The following is a 16,153-nucleotide window of genomic DNA, read 5'->3' on the forward strand; positions in this document are numbered from 1 at the left end:
ATCTTGCGGTATTGGACATGCGATGCTCCATGGGGGTTACCAATGCTGGAGCATATCGCTATATAAAAATTTATTTAAATAGCTTTTAGGAACATTAATAGATCCTCGTGGACACATGCAAACCCGGTAGCAGGACAGACTTTAATATTCTCATTTTTTATAATTAGCTTAGAAGTAAATGTGATTTTTAATTGAATCCCCATGCGCCTAGTCTTGCTGATCAGTCAGCAGTCATCCAGGAGCAATACCATGAGCAACGTCAGCGCTTTGCCAGCCCACTCAGGTACGACGCCGTCGGGTAGCGGCAGCGTGCGCGACAGAGTGTCGCCGGAGGAATGGGAAGTCCGGGTCAAGCTGGCGGCGGCCTATCGTCTGGCGGCGCTCAAGCGCTGGACCGATCATATCTATACGCATTTCTCGGCACGCGTGCCGGGCCCCGACGAGCACTTTCTGATAAACGCGTTCGGGCTGCTGTTCGATGAAATCACCGCGTCCAACCTGGTCAAGGTCGATATTGACGGGACGATTGTCGATGACCCCACCGGGCTGGGTATCAACTACGCCGGTTACGTGATCCACAGCGCCATTCATGCTGCGCGCCACGACCTGCAAGCGGTGCTGCACACCCACACCCGTGACGGTATCGCCGTGTCGGCCCAAAAGGACGGGCTGCTGCCTATCTCTCAGCACTCGATTGCCTTCTCCGGCCGGGTGGCTTACCACGGCTATGAAGGCATTGCGCTGGACTTGAGTGAACGCGAACGGCTGGTCGCCGACCTGGGTGACAAAAGCGTGATGATCCTGCGCAACCATGGGTTGCTGACCGGCGGGGTGAGTGTCGAGCATGCGTTCCAGCAGCTTCATGCCCTTGAGTACGCCTGCAATATTCAGATTGCAGCGCAGTCGGCGGGTAACGCCGAACTGGTGTTCCCGCCACGCGAGGTCATTGCCAGGGTGGAGCAGCAGGCAAAGGCCATCAAGGACGGGCATGCGCCGGGTGTCGCACGGCACTGGAATGCCCTGATTCGCGAGCTGGAGCGTAACGACACCGACTACAAGACCTGAGCCTGCAACGCAATGATGCGAGGCGCTTGAGGTTGGTGTAGTGTGCGCAGCCAAAACAAGGGGCGCACACATGCAAGACCTGCTGAACGAAATCCTCGATGAAGTAAGACCTTTGCTTGGCCAGGGCAAGGTAGCCGATTACATCCCGGCACTGGGCGAGGTCCGGCCAGATCAGCTGGGCATCGCGGTGTACGGCAACGATGGTCAGGTGTTCAGCGCCGGTGACGCCGAAACAGCGTTTTCGATACAGAGCATTTCCAAGGTGTTCAGCCTGGTACAAGCCATCGGCCACTCGGGCGAGGATATCTGGCAGCGCCTCGGACACGAGCCTTCCGGCCAACCGTTCAACTCGCTGGTGCAACTGGAATTCGAGCAGGGCAGGCCGCGCAACCCGTTCATCAATGCCGGTGCGCTGGTGATCTGCGACATCAACCAGGCGCGGTTTGCAGCACCGTCACTGTCAATGCGCGACTTCGTTCGACGCCTGTGCGGCAATCGGGCGATCACCTCCGACTCCAAAGTCGCTGACTCCGAATACCAGCACCGTTCGCGCAATGCTGCGGCGGCCTATCTGATGAAATCCTTCGATAATTTTCACGGCGATGTGGAAGACGTGCTGCGCAGCTACTTTCATCATTGTGCGCTGAGCATGAACTGCATCGACCTGGCCAAGGCGTTCGGGTTTCTGGCCCATCAGGGCTTTTGCGCGCACAGCGGCGAGCAGGTCCTTACGGCGCGACAGGCCACCCAGGTCAACTCGATCATGGCCACCAGCGGCCTGTACGACGAAGCCGGCAATTTCGCCTATCGCGTAGGCCTGCCGGGCAAGAGCGGGGTAGGCGGTGGTATCGTTGCGATCGTGCCCGAACGTGCTTCGGTCTGTGTATGGTCCCCGGAGTTGAACGCAGCGGGCAATTCCCTTGTCGGTATGGCTGCGCTGGAGAAACTCAGCGCGCGGGTCGACTGGTCGGTCTTTTGAGATAAAAAGCCTTCTGAAGTGAACAGCGCGTCGAAGCGCGAACCAGACAGGAGTCATGGATTGAATCGAAGGCTATGCAAATCGCTCCTGCTGAGCGTCGGGCTGCTGGTATTGGCAGGCTGTGGCACGCAGCGCGTCGAGGAACCCGAACTGACGCCTGAACAGGCGCGTGCGCAGATCGTGCGTCTGATGCCTGCCAATGTGACGGATCGCCAGGCGTGGGCTACGGATATTCATGCCGCGTTTGCTGCGCAGAAGATCCCGCTGACCACCGAAAACCTGTGTTCGGTGATGGCCGTTACCGAGCAGGAGTCGACCTTTCAGGTCGATCCTGCGGTGCCGGACATGGGCCGCATCGCCCGCGCCGAAATCAACCGCCGCGCGGCGCGGCTGCACATTCCCAATGCGCTGATCGCCACCGCATTGCGCGTGCGCTCGCCGGACGGCAAGACTTACGGCAAACGCCTCGATTCTGCGCGCACCGAGAAAGACCTCAGCGCGATCTTCGATGATTTCATCGGCATGGTGCCGCTGGGGCAGACGTTGTTCGGCAACTTCAATCCGGTCAAGACTGGCGGGCCGATGCAGGTCAGCATCGCCTTTGCCGAGAAACACGCCGAGGATTACCCCTACACGGTCGATGGTTCGATTCGTCGCGAAGTCTTCACCCGCCGTGGCGGCATGTACTTCGGTATTGCCCACCTGCTGGGCTATCCGGTCAACTACACCCAGTCGCTGTACCGTTTTGCCGACTTCAATGCCGGCTGGTACGCAAGCCGCAATGCTGCCTTCCAGAATGCCGTGAGTCGGGCGACCGGCATCGAGCTGGCGCTGGATGGCGATCTGATCCGCTTTGACTCCACCTCGCCGGGCTCCACCGAGCTTGCGGTGCGCACCCTTGGCGATCGACTGGGCATGAACAAGTCGCAGATATGGAGCCAGCTCAAGCAGGGCGACACGCTGGAATTCGAGGAGACCGACCTGTACAGCAAGGTCTTTGCACTGGCGGACAGGGCAGCTGGCAAACCGTTGCCCAGAGCGATCCTGCCCGGCATCACCCTGAAAAGCCCGAAAATCACCCGTAACCTCACTACCGCCTGGTTTGCCGAGCGCGTCGACGACCGACGTGAGCGTTGCGTACAGCGCGCACCGAAGTGAGTTTGAATCAACGTGACAGGAGTTTCATCGTCATCGCATCCCGCTTGCCCTCGAAAAACGTATCCAGCACCTTCTGAAACACAGGTCGCTCAGGCGCTGCGATGCTGAACAGGGTCATGCTCGAATGCAGTTTCATGTCATCAGGCGAACTGAAGATCTGTCCTGCCGAACGTTCTACCTGAGGAGCAATGATGCCGGCGCACTGTTCCAGACGCGGGCCCAATACAGGATGTTGCAGGTAAGCCCGGGCCTCGTCGAGATCGGTGATTGCGTAGTGTCGCGCCGTGTCGCTGCGCCCCAGCCCTTGGATCTGCGGGAACACGAACCACATCCAGTGGGAGCGTTTCTGCCCGGCTTCGAGTTCTGTCAATACCTGCTGGAACAGCGGTTGCTGGGCATCGACAAAGCGTTGCAGGTTGTAAGCATCTTTCATGATGAGTTTCCTGTTTTTCAACGAACCTGTGGTCGTATGATGGCCGCCCGAGATGGGGGTTCGACCTGTCTGAAGAGTTTTTAAGCGTATGCCGGTTTTCAAGCGTTTCATTTCGTTCATGCACCAGGCCTTGCGCGCGATGCATCTGGTCTGGACTACTTCCCGAGCGCTGTCCATCGGCCTGATCGTCGCCACGCTGATCGCCGGCTTGCTGCCGGCGCTGGCCGCCTGGTTAGGCCAGCGCATCGTCGATGCGGTGGTCGCTGCGATGCAGTTGCACGCCAGCGCAGGCGAAGCACCGTTATGGCCGGTGTTGCGCTATGTGTTGTTCGAAGCCGGTGTGCTGGCTCTGCTCGCGGCAGCACAGCGCGGGCTTTCCGTGCAGCAGGCGTTGCTGCGCGTGCTGCTGGGGCAGAAGGTCAATACCCTGATTCTGGAGAAGGCCCAGACCCTGTCGCTGTCGCAGTTCGAAGACTCGGAGTTTTACGACAAGCTCGTGCGCGTCCGGCGTGAAGCCTCGACACGGCCGCTGGCACTGGTGACCAAATCCCTGGGATTGCTGCAAAACCTCATTTCGCTGATCAGCTTTGCCGTACTGCTGGTGCATTTCTCGCCCTGGGCGTTGCTGATTCTGGTGCTCGGCGCATTGCCGGTGTTCTTTGCCGAGGCGCATTTTTCCGGCGACGCGTTCCGCCTGTTTACCCGGCGTGCTCCGGAAACCCGTCGGCAGAACTACATCGAAACACTGCTCTCCCACGAGGGCTACATCAAAGAGGTCAAGCTGTTCGGCTTCGCGCCGCTGCTGCTCAAGCGTTACCGCGACACCTTCGAGCGTCTGTATGCCGAAGACCGGCGCCTGACGGTGCGCCGTGATGGTTGGGGCTTCCTGCTCGGCCTGCTCGGCACGGCTGCGTTTTACCTGGCCTACGCCTGGGTGGTGGTCGATGCGGTGCACGGGCGGATCACCCTGGGGCAGATGACCATGTACCTGGTGCTGTTCAAGCAGGGGCAGGCCGCAGTAAGCAGCAGTCTCAGCGCCATCAGTGGTTTATACGAGGACGGGCTGTATCTGGCCGACCTGTATGTCTACCTCGGTCAGCCGGTTACACCGTCTGCCGGCAGCCTGACCGTGGGCGCGCAGCCCGGTGATGGCATGCGCTTCGAGAACGTCAGTTTCACTTATCCGGGGACCAGCCGTCCGGCACTGGAAAACATCGATCTGCACTTGGCGCCGGGGCGCAGCGTCGCCCTGGTGGGCGAGAACGGCTCGGGAAAAACCACCCTGATCAAGCTGCTGACGCGTCTTTACCAACCTGATCAAGGCCGCATTCTGCTGGACGGCAGCGACCTGCAGGAGTGGGATGAAGACGCCTTGCGCTCGCGCATCGGCGTGATTTTTCAGGACTTCATTCGCTATCAGTTTCTGGTCGGCGAGAACCTCGGCGTTGGCGACACTCAGGCCTTCCATGATGAAGGCCGTTGGCGCGAAGCGGCGGCGCAGGGCATGGCCGCGCAGTTCATCGAACAGCTCGACAAAGGCTACGCCACACAATTGGGTCGCTGGTTTGCGGGAGGCCAGGAGCTGTCCGGCGGGCAATGGCAGAAAATCGCGTTGTCACGCGCTTACATGCGCCGCGACGCCGATATCCTGATTCTCGACGAGCCGACTGCCGCGCTGGACGCAGGCGCAGAAGCGGCAGTATTCGAGCATTTTCGCGAGTACGCCAAAGGGCGCATGACGCTACTCATATCGCATCGGTTTTCCAGCGTGCGCAACGCCGAACACATTGTGGTGCTGGAGCACGGGCGGGTGCTGGAACGCGGTGATCATGACAGCCTGATCGCCACCGCAGGGCGCTACGCCGCGCTGTTCGATCTGCAGGCGCAGGGTTATCGCTAGGTGAAACCGGATAAAAAGTGTTGCAGTGAATGACCAGTCGGCGTTTTATGGGAGCCCTGTTTCAGGCTGTATCTTTTTGAATCAAACGGAGACATCGATGCAATTTCGTAAATTGGGCAAAACCGATCTGTCGGTCAGCGCGATCTGTCTGGGCACCATGACCTGGGGCGAGCAGAACACCCAGGATGAAGCATTCGAACAGATTCGTATGGCCAAGGATGCCAAGGTCAACTTCCTCGACACCGCAGAAATGTACCCGGTGCCGCCGCGTGGCGAGACCTACACCAAGACCGAAAGCATCATCGGCGAGTACTTCAAGAAGTACGGCGACCGCAACGACTGGGTACTGGCCAGCAAGGTCGCCGGTCCAGGTCGTATGGATCATATCCGCGATGGCAATCCGCGCCTCGACCGCAAGAACATCACTGCGGCGCTGGAAGCCAGCCTCAAGCGCCTTAATACCGATTACCTGGACCTGTACCAGTTGCACTGGCCGGATCGCAAGACCAACTTCTTCGGCGTACTCGGTTACACCCACGACCCGGATGATCAGGCTGTCGAAATCGAAGAGACTCTGTCGGTACTGGGCGATCTGGTCAAGGCGGGCAAGATTCGCCACTTCGGCCTCTCCAACGAAACGCCATGGGGCACTCAGCGTTTTCTGCACCTTGCCGAAACCCTCGATCTGCCACGTGCCGTCTCGATCCAGAACCCCTACAACCTGCTTAACCGCACGTTTGAAGTCGGTCTGGCGGAAATCGCCATTCGCGAACAGATCGGCCTGCTGGCGTACTCGCCACTGGCGTTCGGTGTGCTGGCGGGCAAGTACCTGGATGGCGCACGTCCGGCCGATGGCCGTCTGACCCTGTTCGAGCGTTTTCAGCGCTACAACAATCCGCAGGCCGTCACGGCTACAGCCAGGTACGTCGCGCTGGCCCGCGAGCATGGTCTGGATCCTTCGCAGATGGCGCTGGCCTACGTGACCAGTCGGCCGTTCGTGACCAGCAACATCATTGGCGCCACGAAACTCGATCAACTGAAGATCAATCTGGAGAGCATCGACGTCACGCTGTCCGATGAAGTCATCGCCGGTATCGAGGCCATTCACACCTCGCAGCCAAACCCCGCGCCATAACCTGCACTGAACTTAATTTCAGCCTCGCCAGTCAGCACTAATACGCTTACTCCGAGGCTGAAATTGATGCACATCTCACTCAAGCAACAAGTCGCAATCGTTACCGGCGCCAGTTCCGGTCTGGGCGCAGGTGCCGCGCGCGCGCTGGCAGAGGCCGGTGCCGCCGTCGTGATCAACTACAACTCCAAGCCTGAACCTGCCGAGAAGCTGGCCGAAGAGATTCGCGCGGCCGGGGGCAAGGCGCTGGCTGTGGGTGCCGACGTTTCGAAAGAAGAAGACGTCGAGCGGCTGTTTGCACAGACCATCGAACATTTCGGCGCCGTGGATATTCTGGTCGCCAATTCCGGCTTGCAGAAGGACGCGTCGATGGTCGACATGACGCTGGAAGACTGGAATACCGTCATTAACGTCAACCTGACCGGGCAGTTTCTCTGCGCCCGCGCTGCATTGCGCCAGTTCATCAAGCAGGGCATGCGCCCCGGTGTGTCGCGGGCAATGGGCAAGATCATTCACATGAGTTCAGTGCACCAGTTGATTCCATGGGCCGGGCACGTCAATTACGCAGCGTCCAAGGGCGGCGTCGACCTGTTGATGCGCAGCATCGCTCAGGAAGTCGGCGAGCTTAAAATTCGCGTCAACAGTGTTGCCCCAGGTGCCATCCGTACGCCGATCAATGCCGATGCACGCAAGGGCGACGCCGAGAAGGAAATGCTCAAGCTGATCCCTTATGGTCGTATAGGCGAGCCGGAAGATGTCGCCAATGCTGTGCTCTGGCTGGCTTCCGATGCCTCGGATTATGTGCATGGCACCACCCTGTTCATCGACGGGGGCATGACCCTCTATCCGGAGTTCCGAGGCAATGGCTGATTTTTCCGCAGAGGCGCAAAACCGTATCGAGGATCACGGCATCATCGGCGACATGCGCAGTGCTGCCCTGATCGCCGACACCGGCAGTATCGATTTCTGTTGCTGGCCGGACTTCGACAGCCCGTCGATTTTCACCGCGTTGCTGGACACGCCCGACGCCGGGATCTTTCAGCTGGCGCCCGATCTGCCTGACGCCAGGCGGCTGCAAATCTACCTGCCGGACACCAACGTCCTGCAAACCCGCTGGATTTCCGAGGACGCGGTGGTGGAAGTCACCGACCTGATGCCGATCGGCGAGGACAAGGACGATCTGCCGCGCATCGTGCGCCGCGTTCAGGTGCGCTTTGGCCAAGCCACGCTGCGCATGCGCTGCCGAGTGCGCATGGATTACAGCCGCGCCGACACCACCGCGCGGGTCGAGGGTGAGGACATCTGTTTCGAAGCCGCCGGGCAACCGGGCATGCGCCTGTCGGCGGCGACGCCGTTGCGTCTCGAGCAGCACGACGCCGTGGCCGAATTTCATATGCACAAGGGCCAGACCATCGAGTTCATCCTTGGCGGAATTGACGATCCGAACGTTGCTGCGGGCAAATGCTCGCGCTATTTCGATGACACCTTGAAGTTCTGGCGGCGCTGGTCCGGGCAATCGCAATACACCGGGCGCTGGCGTGAAATGGTCACCCGTTCGGCGTTGGCGCTCAAGCTGCTGACCTCGCGCAAGCACGGCGGCATTGTCGCGGCCGCGACGTTCGGGCTGCCGGAAACCGAGGGCGGCGAACGTAACTGGGATTACCGTTACACCTGGATACGTGACGCGTCGTTCACCGTGTATGCGTTCATGCGCCTGGGGTACACCGATGAAGCCAATGCCTTCATGAGCTGGGTGCGTGGGCGACTGGATGACTGCTGCGAACAGACCGAGAAACTCGGCATTCTCTATGCGCTGGATGGCCACGCCGAGCTGCCGGAAGATAATCTCGATCACTTGTCCGGCTACGGCGGTGCGCAGCCGGTACGCATCGGCAACGAAGCGTACAAGCAGGTTCAGCTGGATATCTACGGTGAGCTGATGGATGCCGTGTACCTGGCCAACAAGTACGGCGACGCCATCTCGCACGACGGTTGGCAACATGTGGTGCGTCAGGTCGACTATGTGTGCGAGCACTGGAACGACAGGGACGTGGGCATCTGGGAAATGCGCGGCGGCGATCAGCACTTCCTGCACTCCCGGCTTATGTGCTGGGTAGCGCTGGACCGGGCACTGCGTCTTGCCTTCAAGCGTTCACTGTCGGGGCCGTTCGAGCGTTGGACCAAGGTGCGCGAGGAGATCCACAACGATATCTGGGAGAACTTCTGGAACGACGACCTGGGGCACTTCGTGCAGCACAAGGGCAGTCGCAATCTGGACGCCTCGATGTTGCTGATGCCGTTGGTGCGCTTCGTCGGTGCCAATGATCCCAAATGGCTTGCGACGCTGGATGCCATCGAGGCCGCGCTGGTGCGTGACGGAATGGTGTTCCGTTACCGCAACGACGACGATCATGATGATGGCCTGGCAGGTGAGGAGGGCGCCTTCGTGGCTTGCTCGTTCTGGTACGTCGAATGCCTGGCTCGCGCCGGTCGGGTCGAACAGGCGCACTTGGAGTTCGAGCAGTTGCTGCGTTACGCCAATCCGTTGGGCTTGTACGCCGAAGAGTTCGACGCGCATGCTCATCATCTGGGCAATACGCCACAGGCCTTGAGCCATCTGGCGTTGATCAGTGCGGCCAGTTTTCTGGACCGCAAACTGGGCGGCGGGCAGGCGCTTTGGCAGCCCTGAAAAGGTACAGAAACGCATCAATCACAAGCGGCTCCACGTTGTCGCAATGAATAATGCCACCGGCTGTTCTTTCGGCCGGTGGTTTTGAAACGATGGCCGATATTGACTACTTGAATCATGAGCTAAACGCTATCAACCCATCAGCCGCGCCGAGGGCGTTATACCATTCGGTTGTCTGACACTTTCTACGCTGCGACAAGTATTGATTCATGGTTCAATCAAATAACCGGATCGCGCGGTACAACTTCAACGTTATCAGCCATGCGCGGCGCGAAGGGCCGGTAGTTAAGCAGTGATTCTGTCTGCCGAAGGCCGCTCCTGGATTAGTTGGGCCCCCGCGAGCTTCGGCAGCGTTATCTGGATACTCTGCAGGCCTTCGCCAACTTCGCGGCGGCGACGGTGATGGCGGGTTGGCGCCCCGTGAACTCATCTGCCAGCGTGCAGCTCACCAGCGTGTGCGGCAGGAGATCGTACTGGTCGACAACTGGCCGGCGCGCCGCTACCCACTGCAACGTCCGTGCTTCAGGGGATCCTGGAAGCGCCGGTGTGTGGAAGTCACGCGCGAGTTATGTGCCGACAGGGCCAATCCCAAACGACTTGCCAGGCGGTTGGGGATCCACAGATATAGCCAAAAGAAGAGTTCATTGGTCGCAGACATCAAAAAAATAATGAATTTCTTCGCCACGAATAGAGTCACCTATACTTCAAGCCACTGCTGAAAAAGGATCAGACTTTCAATGGCACTTCCAAAGCATTACCGCATTGATTATCTGCTGAATGGTTCGTTCAAGAGCTTTTATATACGAACCGAGAATATGGATAACGCTGAAGCATGGCACTACGCAAGTGTCGATGCAGGTCTCGCACGCATACCGAAATATCGACTGGAGAAGGTCGCTCGGGTATCGAAACCCTATGCCGAGCACTTTGGTGTCACCAATGTTGAGTGGGCTCAGGCCTGAACCCACTCAACCCTGCACCCTGTCATCGGTGAGCGATCTGCTCCAGCGCAAGATTGCGTGTGCGTGGCCCGAATCGGCCGATGGTGACGATCACGATCAACATGCTGCCGACGATGAAGGCCAGCACGCCCGGCGTGCCGAAGTGGTCTAGAAATATCCCGATCAGCAGGCTGCTGAACACCGTTGACAGTCGGCTGAACGAGTAGCAGAAGCCTACCGCGCGGGCGCGGATGTTGGTCGGGAACAGCTCACCCTGATACGAGTGGTAGCTGAAGCTCAGCCATGCGTTGCAGAACGTGATCATGATCCCGCAGAAAATCAGTCCTGCCGCGCTGGTCTGAAAGGCGAACAGGCTGCCAAAAATCATCGCCCCCAACGCCGAACCGACGATTTGCCATTTGTTTTCGAAGCGGTTGGCAAATTTCACGAACAGCAGCGGCCCCAGCGGATAAGCCAGCGTGATCACGAACGCATACCCCAGGCTGTGAGTAACGCTCAGGCCCTGACCCGAGAGCAGGGCAGGCAGCCAGTTGCCGAAGCCAAAGAAGCCGATGGCCTGGAACACATGAAACACAATCAGCATCAGCGCGCGGCGCCGATAGGGTGGCTGCCACATGTCGGCAAATCGGCCGTTGCCTGACAGCGCTACGTTTTCCGGTTCAGGCTCATCCAGTGGTTTGCCGTGGTCCTTGATGCAGCGTGCCTCAATGCCGTCCATGATTCGCTCGGCTTCATCGAAGCGTCCCTTCTGCGCCAGCCAGCGCGGCGATTCCGGCAGCGCCGAGCGCAGCCACCAGACAAACAGGGCGAAGACTGCACTGCTGATCACTACCCAACGCCAGCCGGAAAAACCGAAAGGGTCCTGGGGCACCAGCCACCACGACATCAGCGCGACGCTGGGGACTGACAAAAACTGAATGAAGAAGGCAAAGGCGAATGCCGAACTGCGGATGCGCTTGGGCACCAGTTCCGACAGGTAAGTGTCGATGGTGACCAGCTCGACCCCCAGGCCGATACCCACGACGAAGCGCATGCCTATCACGCCCAGCGCAGAGGTTTGCAGGCCCATGATTACGGTGGCCACGGTGTACCAGATCAGCGCGAAGGTAAAGATCGCGCGGCGTCCGTAACGATCGGCAATCGGGCTGACGAGGCTGGCACCGAAGAACAGCCCCAGAAAGGTCGCCGAGGCGAAGGCCGCCTGATCGGAGAAACCAAACAGACCCTGGCTTCCTGTGGCGAAGATCCCGTCGCGGATCAGGCCGGGACTGATGTACGCGGTCTGGAACAGGTCGTAAAGCTCGAAAAAACCGGCGAGAGACAGCAGGGCGACCAGTCGCCAGATAGTCGCGACCGCAGGCAGTCGGTCAATGCGCGCCGAGATATACGCTGCCCGCAACGGCTCGTTCGCGGCTGTCTCGGCATGAGGTAATGAGGTCATGGATGGCCATCCTGAGTTCTTGTTAAGGCCTGAATACTACTCCTTACAATTTGTAATCATTGGTCTTTTAATGCGGTTATTAAGGTTTAAAAGATGAAAAATTGTTTATCGGATCAATTTTTCGATTTTTTATATCGGATCCATTAAAGCGCTGGAATTACGTGGAAGTGAGAACGGCGCAGTGATGACCTAGTCAGGCAGAGAGGCAGGCGAAAAACAGCAGGCATGACGCCAGCAATGATGTATCAACATGTGTCGTAAAACCTTAGGATGATGCCTTAACTTTCTGCATTCCGGGTTCCCGTGACGTACAAACTGCCCACTACTGCCACCGCTCCTTTCTGCCCCTCGGCGACTACCGACAGTGTGGCCATTCCGCCGAACGCGTCCTTGCTGCGCAAGATGATGCTGTTCGTCGGGCCTGGCCTGCTGGTTTCCATCGGCTACATGGACCCTGGCAACTGGGCGACAGCCATCGAGGCCGGGTCGCGCTTCGGCTACTCACTGCTGTTCGTGGTGGTGCTGGCCAGCCTCTCGGGAATGGTCTTGCAAAACCTCTGTTCGCGGTTGGGCATCGCTACCGGCCGTGATCTGGCGCAGCTGTCGGCCGCCCGCTACAGCCGTAAGGTCGCCAAGGGCCAGTGGCTGCTGGCGGAGTTGTCGATCATCGCCACCGATCTGGCGGAAGTGCTGGGGGCAGCGTTGGCGTTTCATCTGTTGCTCGGCGTCTCCATCACCACCGGTGTGGCGCTGACCGCCTTCGATACGCTGATCGTGTTGGCCTTGCAGGGCGCCAATTTTCGCCGTCTGGAGGCCATCGTGCTGGGGCTGATTGCAACCATCGCCAGTTGCTTCGCCGTCGAGCTGTTTCTGATCAAGCCGTTCTGGCCGGACGTCGTCGCGGGTCTGAAGCCGAGTTGGGATGTATTGAGCAGCCAGGAGCCGCTGTACATCGCCATCGGCATTCTGGGCGCCACCGTCATGCCGCATAACCTTTACCTGCATTCGTCTGTGGTGCAGACGCGGGTCAACGGTTCGGACCAGGCCAGCAAGGCCAGCGCCATTCGCTATGCGCGTCTCGACACCATCGGTTCGCTGAGCCTGGCACTGCTGATCAATGCGGCGATTCTGATCCTCGCTGCTGCCGCTTTTCACAAGACCGGGCATACCGAGGTGGTCGAGATTCAGGACGCCTATCACCTGCTCGATCCGCTGGTAGGTGGCGCGATCGCCAGCGTGCTGTTCGGTATCGCGCTGCTGGCGGCAGGGCAAAGCTCGACATTTACCGGCACGATTGCCGGGCAAGTGGTGCTCGAAGGTTTTCTGCAGGCAAAGATTCCGTGCTGGCAGCGGCGCTTGATCACGCGGGCGCTGGCACTGATTCCGGCGCTGATCGGTGTGATCTGGCTGGGTGACAGCTCGGTGGGGCAGATGCTGGTGCTCAGCCAGGTTGTGCTGAGCCTGCAGCTGCCATTCGCGCTCTGGCCGCTGATTCGCTTTACCAGCGACCCACAACTGATGGGGCCGTTCGTCAACAGCCGGCTGGTGACAACGGCTGCCTGGGGTCTGTTCGGGCTGATCTCGGCGGCCAATCTTACATTGCTGTGGTTCTGGATCAGCTGAACTTGAGCGGCGGCAGCGACTCTCAAGCCTGACACCAATGTCAGCCGTCAGGTAGCCGGACATGAGCACACCGAGCGACAAGGGCAGCGTCTTCGAAACCGATTTGCCCGCCCGACTGGACCGACTGCCCTGGGGGCGGTTTCACACCTTGCTGGTCGTGGCGCTGGGCATCACCTGGCTGCTTGACGGCCTGGAAGTCACCCTTGCAGGGTCGGTAGCCGGCGCCTTGAAAGCCAGCCCGGCGCTCAATCTCACCAATAGCGACATTGGCCTGGCGGGCGCTGCGTACATTGCCGGTGCCGTGTTGGGCGCGTTGTTCTTTGGCTGGCTGGCGGACCGTCTTGGGCGCCGCAAGCTGTTCTTCATCACCTTGCTGCTGTATGTCGGTGCGACGGCCGCTACGGCGTTCTCCTTCAGCGTATGGAGCTTCATGTTGTTCCGCTTTCTGACCGGTATGGGCATCGGTGGCGAGTACACGGCAATCAACTCGACCATTCAGGAATTTACCCCGGCCCGCTACCGGGGCTGGGTCGACCTGACCATCAACGGCACGTTCTGGCTGGGTGCCGCGCTCGGTGCGATTGGCTCGATTGTCTTGCTCGACCCCCTGTGGATCGGGGCCGAGCTGGGCTGGCGCCTGTGTTTCGGCATTGGTGCGGTATTGGGTCTGCTGGTTCTGCTGATGCGACTGTGGCTGCCGGAAAGCCCGCGCTGGCTGTTGATACACGGCCAGGCTGAACAGGCGAAGCAGATCGTCGAGCAGATAGAAGCCGACTTACAGCGCCAGGGGCATGTATTGCCCGCCGTAGCAGGCAAGCCCCTGCGCCTGCACGCACGAGACCACACGCCGCTGGGCGAGGTCGCCAGGACGTTGCTGGTGACGTTTCGTCAGCGTTCGCTGGTAGGCCTGACGCTGCTCACCGCCCAGGCGTTTTTCTACAACGCGATCTTTTTCACCTACGCCCTGGTGCTGACCGACTTCTATGGCGTGCCGGCCGAGCGCGTCGGCTGGTACGTGCTGCCGCTGGCGCTGGGTAATTTCTGCGGTCCGCTGCTGCTGGGCAGACTGTTTGACGTGATTGGCCGGCGGGTGATGATCAGCCTCACTTATGGCCTGTCGGGCGTACTGCTGGCAATCAGTGGCTACCTGTTCCAGCAAGGTGTGCTGGACGTGACCCAGCAGGCCATTGCGTGGATGGTGATTTTCTTCTTTGCGTCGGCAGCGGCCAGCTCGGCCTACCTGACAGTGGCGGAAACCTTTCCACTGGAAATCCGTGCGTTGGCAATCGCAGTGTTCTACGCGTTCGGTACGGGGCTGGGCGGTATGATTGGCCCGACCCTGTTTGGGGAGTTGATTGAAACAGGTGAGCGCAGCAATGTGTTGATCGGTTATCTGATCGGCGCCGGGCTGATGTTGCTGGCGGCGCTGGTGCAGGCGATATGGGGTGCGGCTGCCGAGCGCAAGTCTCTGGAGGACGTAGCGAGACCGCTGTCGCAGGCCGGGGACAACTAGTGGCGGTTAACGGAACACACCGCGAAGGCCATCTACGGATGCACGCAGGCCGATGATCCGCTCACTGACTTCTTGCGCTTCATGTGCACGGGAGGTTCGCTCGAGGTAGAGGAGATGCCCGGCGAGGTTGGCCGAAACTCGCTCTAGCTCGTCGGCGGTGCGCCTGACGTAGGCCTGGATGTCTTGCATTTGTTCGATCTGCACGGATGGTGCCCTTATAGGTCGCATCCGAGCGCACTAAATGAACGGGTGGCTATCATCAATCCACCCAACCGAGTTGTCGGCGGCAAGGTCGGCTTTCTTTAATGCCGCAGATAAATAAACAGGCCAATCATTTTTTCGCATCGTGCCGATCAGCCTAATCATCTTCCTGATCATCGTGTTCCGAATAGGAATCCAGCAACTCGGCCAGTGCCAGCGTGCGGTCCAGTCCACTGCGCGTGGACATGATTTCGGCTACCGCCTGCGTGGCGGCGACTCTGGCGGCTTCGCGTTCGGCATCGGTGTTATTGGGCGTGGCGGCCTGCGCAGCCTCAATAATCGATTGCTCAAAGGTATTCATGGTGCTCGCTCGTGAAATTCAAGTGCCTGTGATACCGAGAATGGCGGATTGTTTCAAGGCCGATCAATCACCTTCGTAGGGAAATTCCTCTAGGCTCTGCATCAAGGCAACGCCCTGTGGCCCCTGAAGGTTCTCCAGCACCCAGCAACTGTTGGCATTTTTTGCCAGCAGCAGGCGTGTCGTCTGGCTGGCGACCGGCTGTTGAGGGGCATCCTTGTAACCCAGGTTATAGGTCATTTCGACCACCGCCTGCTTGTCCGAGTTGGACACCAGCTTCCAGTCGATCGGCTTTTGCACATCACCGTCCTGCGCATCGGTCCACGGGTTGGCACTGACGGCGCATTGATCGCCGTTCTGGCACGCCCAGTCCTTCTTGAGCAGGCTCAGCAGAGGTTTGGACAAATAATCAGCGCTGCCTTTGCCGTTCAGATAAAAATCCTGGTGCTTCTCGTAGATCCAGCGCGCCGTGTCGACCGGGGTCGCAGCCGGGCAGGCCGCATGGGCAGTGGTTGAAAGCAGGCAAGCGAAGGCAATGGCGACGGTTCTGGACATGGAGCGGGCTCGCAGAAAAGGTGGCAGTGAGAGTGACAGGCACATGACAGTGCATTTGTAAGCCAAGTGGACAAAAAAGCAATGGTTTTGGTCACGCATCAGAGGGTCGGGCAGGCTGAACCGAATTGAGGGTAATTTCATTCA

15 protein-coding genes are annotated in these 16,153 nt (G+C 59.4%); 10 read left to right on the forward strand and 5 right to left on the reverse strand.

Going from position 1 to position 16,153, the window contains the following annotated elements; genetic code table 11:
* Nucleotides 1-249: 249 nt before the first annotated feature.
* From PI739_RS06530 to PI739_RS06540, 3 genes are all read left to right on the forward strand, one after another.
* Entirely contained in the window at nt 250-1,065 is an 816-nt protein-coding gene (locus PI739_RS06530; RefSeq protein ID WP_003367253.1) for a class II aldolase/adducin family protein, read from the forward strand.
* 70 nt (nt 1,066-1,135) lie between these two features.
* Nucleotides 1,136-2,044 (forward strand): glutaminase B, encoded by a 909-nt coding sequence (gene glsB / locus PI739_RS06535; protein WP_054081807.1) that lies wholly within the window; start codon nt 1,136-1,138, stop codon nt 2,042-2,044.
* Between the two features lie 87 nt (nt 2,045-2,131).
* The gene (locus PI739_RS06540) at nt 2,132-3,202 is read left to right on the forward strand and encodes a DUF1615 domain-containing protein (RefSeq protein WP_044308382.1); all 1,071 of its coding nucleotides are present in this window, start codon (nt 2,132-2,134) and stop codon (nt 3,200-3,202) included.
* A gap of 7 nt (nt 3,203-3,209) precedes the next feature.
* Here the strand turns inward: PI739_RS06540 and PI739_RS06545 are convergent, their stop codons facing one another.
* Complete coding sequence (locus PI739_RS06545; protein ID WP_054081806.1) at nt 3,210-3,635, reverse strand: DUF1810 domain-containing protein; 426 nt, start codon at nt 3,633-3,635, stop codon at nt 3,210-3,212.
* 88 nt (nt 3,636-3,723) lie between these two features.
* On the opposite strand from PI739_RS06545, the gene PI739_RS06550 reads away from it, so the two are divergent.
* The 5 genes from PI739_RS06550 to PI739_RS06570 all read left to right on the forward strand — a co-directional run bounded on the left by PI739_RS06550 (nt 3,724) and on the right by PI739_RS06570 (nt 10,318).
* Entirely contained in the window at nt 3,724-5,535 is a 1,812-nt protein-coding gene (locus PI739_RS06550; RefSeq protein ID WP_003367258.1) for an ABC transporter ATP-binding protein, read from the forward strand.
* Between the two features lie 97 nt (nt 5,536-5,632).
* Entirely contained in the window at nt 5,633-6,670 is a 1,038-nt protein-coding gene (locus PI739_RS06555; protein WP_003367259.1) for an NADP(H)-dependent aldo-keto reductase, read from the forward strand.
* A 66-nt stretch (nt 6,671-6,736) separates the two neighbouring features.
* Nucleotides 6,737-7,537: an SDR family oxidoreductase gene (locus PI739_RS06560; protein WP_054081805.1), complete on the forward strand. Its 801-nt coding sequence runs from the start codon at nt 6,737-6,739 to the stop codon at nt 7,535-7,537.
* Entirely contained in the window at nt 7,530-9,356 is a 1,827-nt protein-coding gene (locus PI739_RS06565) for a glycoside hydrolase family 15 protein (RefSeq protein ID WP_003367261.1), read from the forward strand. Before PI739_RS06560 ends, PI739_RS06565 begins: the two co-directional genes overlap by 8 nt.
* 737 nt (nt 9,357-10,093) lie before the next feature.
* A complete protein-coding gene (locus PI739_RS06570) occupies nt 10,094-10,318 on the forward strand; it encodes a DUF6555 family protein (RefSeq protein WP_054081804.1) in 225 nt (74 codons plus the stop codon).
* A gap of 22 nt (nt 10,319-10,340) precedes the next feature.
* On the opposite strand, the gene PI739_RS06575 is transcribed toward PI739_RS06570, so the two are convergent.
* A complete protein-coding gene (locus tag PI739_RS06575; protein WP_054081803.1) occupies nt 10,341-11,759 on the reverse strand; it encodes an MFS transporter in 1,419 nt (472 codons plus the stop codon).
* Nucleotides 11,760-12,074: 315 nt separating this feature from the next.
* Between PI739_RS06575 and PI739_RS06580 the strand changes: the two genes are divergently transcribed.
* Entirely contained in the window at nt 12,075-13,382 is a 1,308-nt protein-coding gene (locus PI739_RS06580; RefSeq protein ID WP_161420650.1) for an Nramp family divalent metal transporter, read from the forward strand.
* Between the two features lie 61 nt (nt 13,383-13,443).
* Nucleotides 13,444-14,895, forward strand: coding sequence for an MFS transporter (locus PI739_RS06585; RefSeq protein ID WP_003367265.1), 1,452 nt, complete (start codon nt 13,444-13,446; stop codon nt 14,893-14,895).
* A gap of 6 nt (nt 14,896-14,901) precedes the next feature.
* On the opposite strand, the gene PI739_RS06590 is transcribed toward PI739_RS06585, so the two are convergent.
* The 3 genes from PI739_RS06590 to PI739_RS06600 form a co-directional block, all read right to left on the reverse strand.
* Nucleotides 14,902-15,099 carry a hypothetical protein gene (locus PI739_RS06590; RefSeq protein ID WP_003367267.1) on the reverse strand — a complete coding sequence of 66 codons (198 nt, stop codon included), beginning with the start codon at nt 15,097-15,099 and terminating at the stop codon, nt 14,902-14,904.
* 154 nt (nt 15,100-15,253) lie between these two features.
* Complete coding sequence (locus PI739_RS06595; RefSeq protein WP_003367271.1) at nt 15,254-15,457, reverse strand: hypothetical protein; 204 nt, start codon at nt 15,455-15,457, stop codon at nt 15,254-15,256.
* 63 nt (nt 15,458-15,520) lie between these two features.
* On the reverse strand, nt 15,521-16,009 hold the full coding sequence (locus tag PI739_RS06600; protein ID WP_003317876.1) for a DUF3828 domain-containing protein: 489 nt from the start codon (nt 16,007-16,009) through the stop codon (nt 15,521-15,523).
* Nucleotides 16,010-16,153: the final 144 nt, after the last annotated feature.

This window comes from Pseudomonas cerasi, from assembly GCF_027983475.1.
GTDB classification, from domain to species: domain Bacteria; phylum Pseudomonadota; class Gammaproteobacteria; order Pseudomonadales; family Pseudomonadaceae; genus Aquipseudomonas; species Aquipseudomonas cerasi.

What these genes read in the sequence shown, in the direction of transcription:
- PI739_RS06530 (WP_003367253.1), top strand. Translation starts at nt 250, where the DNA reads ATGAGCAACGTCAGCGCTTTGCCAGCCCACTCAGGTACGACGCCGTCG.
- glsB (WP_054081807.1), top strand. Translation starts at nt 1,136, where the DNA reads ATGCAAGACCTGCTGAACGAAATCCTCGATGAAGTAAGACCTTTGCTT.
- PI739_RS06545 (WP_054081806.1), bottom strand. Translation starts at nt 3,635, where the DNA reads ATGAAAGATGCTTACAACCTGCAACGCTTTGTCGATGCCCAGCAACCG.
- PI739_RS06550 (WP_003367258.1), top strand. Translation starts at nt 3,724, where the DNA reads ATGCCGGTTTTCAAGCGTTTCATTTCGTTCATGCACCAGGCCTTGCGC.
- PI739_RS06555 (WP_003367259.1), top strand. Translation starts at nt 5,633, where the DNA reads ATGCAATTTCGTAAATTGGGCAAAACCGATCTGTCGGTCAGCGCGATC.
- PI739_RS06560 (WP_054081805.1), top strand. Translation starts at nt 6,737, where the DNA reads ATGCACATCTCACTCAAGCAACAAGTCGCAATCGTTACCGGCGCCAGT.
- PI739_RS06565 (WP_003367261.1), top strand. Translation starts at nt 7,530, where the DNA reads ATGGCTGATTTTTCCGCAGAGGCGCAAAACCGTATCGAGGATCACGGC.
- PI739_RS06570 (WP_054081804.1), top strand. Translation starts at nt 10,094, where the DNA reads ATGGCACTTCCAAAGCATTACCGCATTGATTATCTGCTGAATGGTTCG.
- PI739_RS06575 (WP_054081803.1), bottom strand. Translation starts at nt 11,759, where the DNA reads ATGACCTCATTACCTCATGCCGAGACAGCCGCGAACGAGCCGTTGCGG.
- PI739_RS06585 (WP_003367265.1), top strand. Translation starts at nt 13,444, where the DNA reads ATGAGCACACCGAGCGACAAGGGCAGCGTCTTCGAAACCGATTTGCCC.
- PI739_RS06595 (WP_003367271.1), bottom strand. Translation starts at nt 15,457, where the DNA reads ATGAATACCTTTGAGCAATCGATTATTGAGGCTGCGCAGGCCGCCACG.
- PI739_RS06600 (WP_003317876.1), bottom strand. Translation starts at nt 16,009, where the DNA reads ATGTCCAGAACCGTCGCCATTGCCTTCGCTTGCCTGCTTTCAACCACT.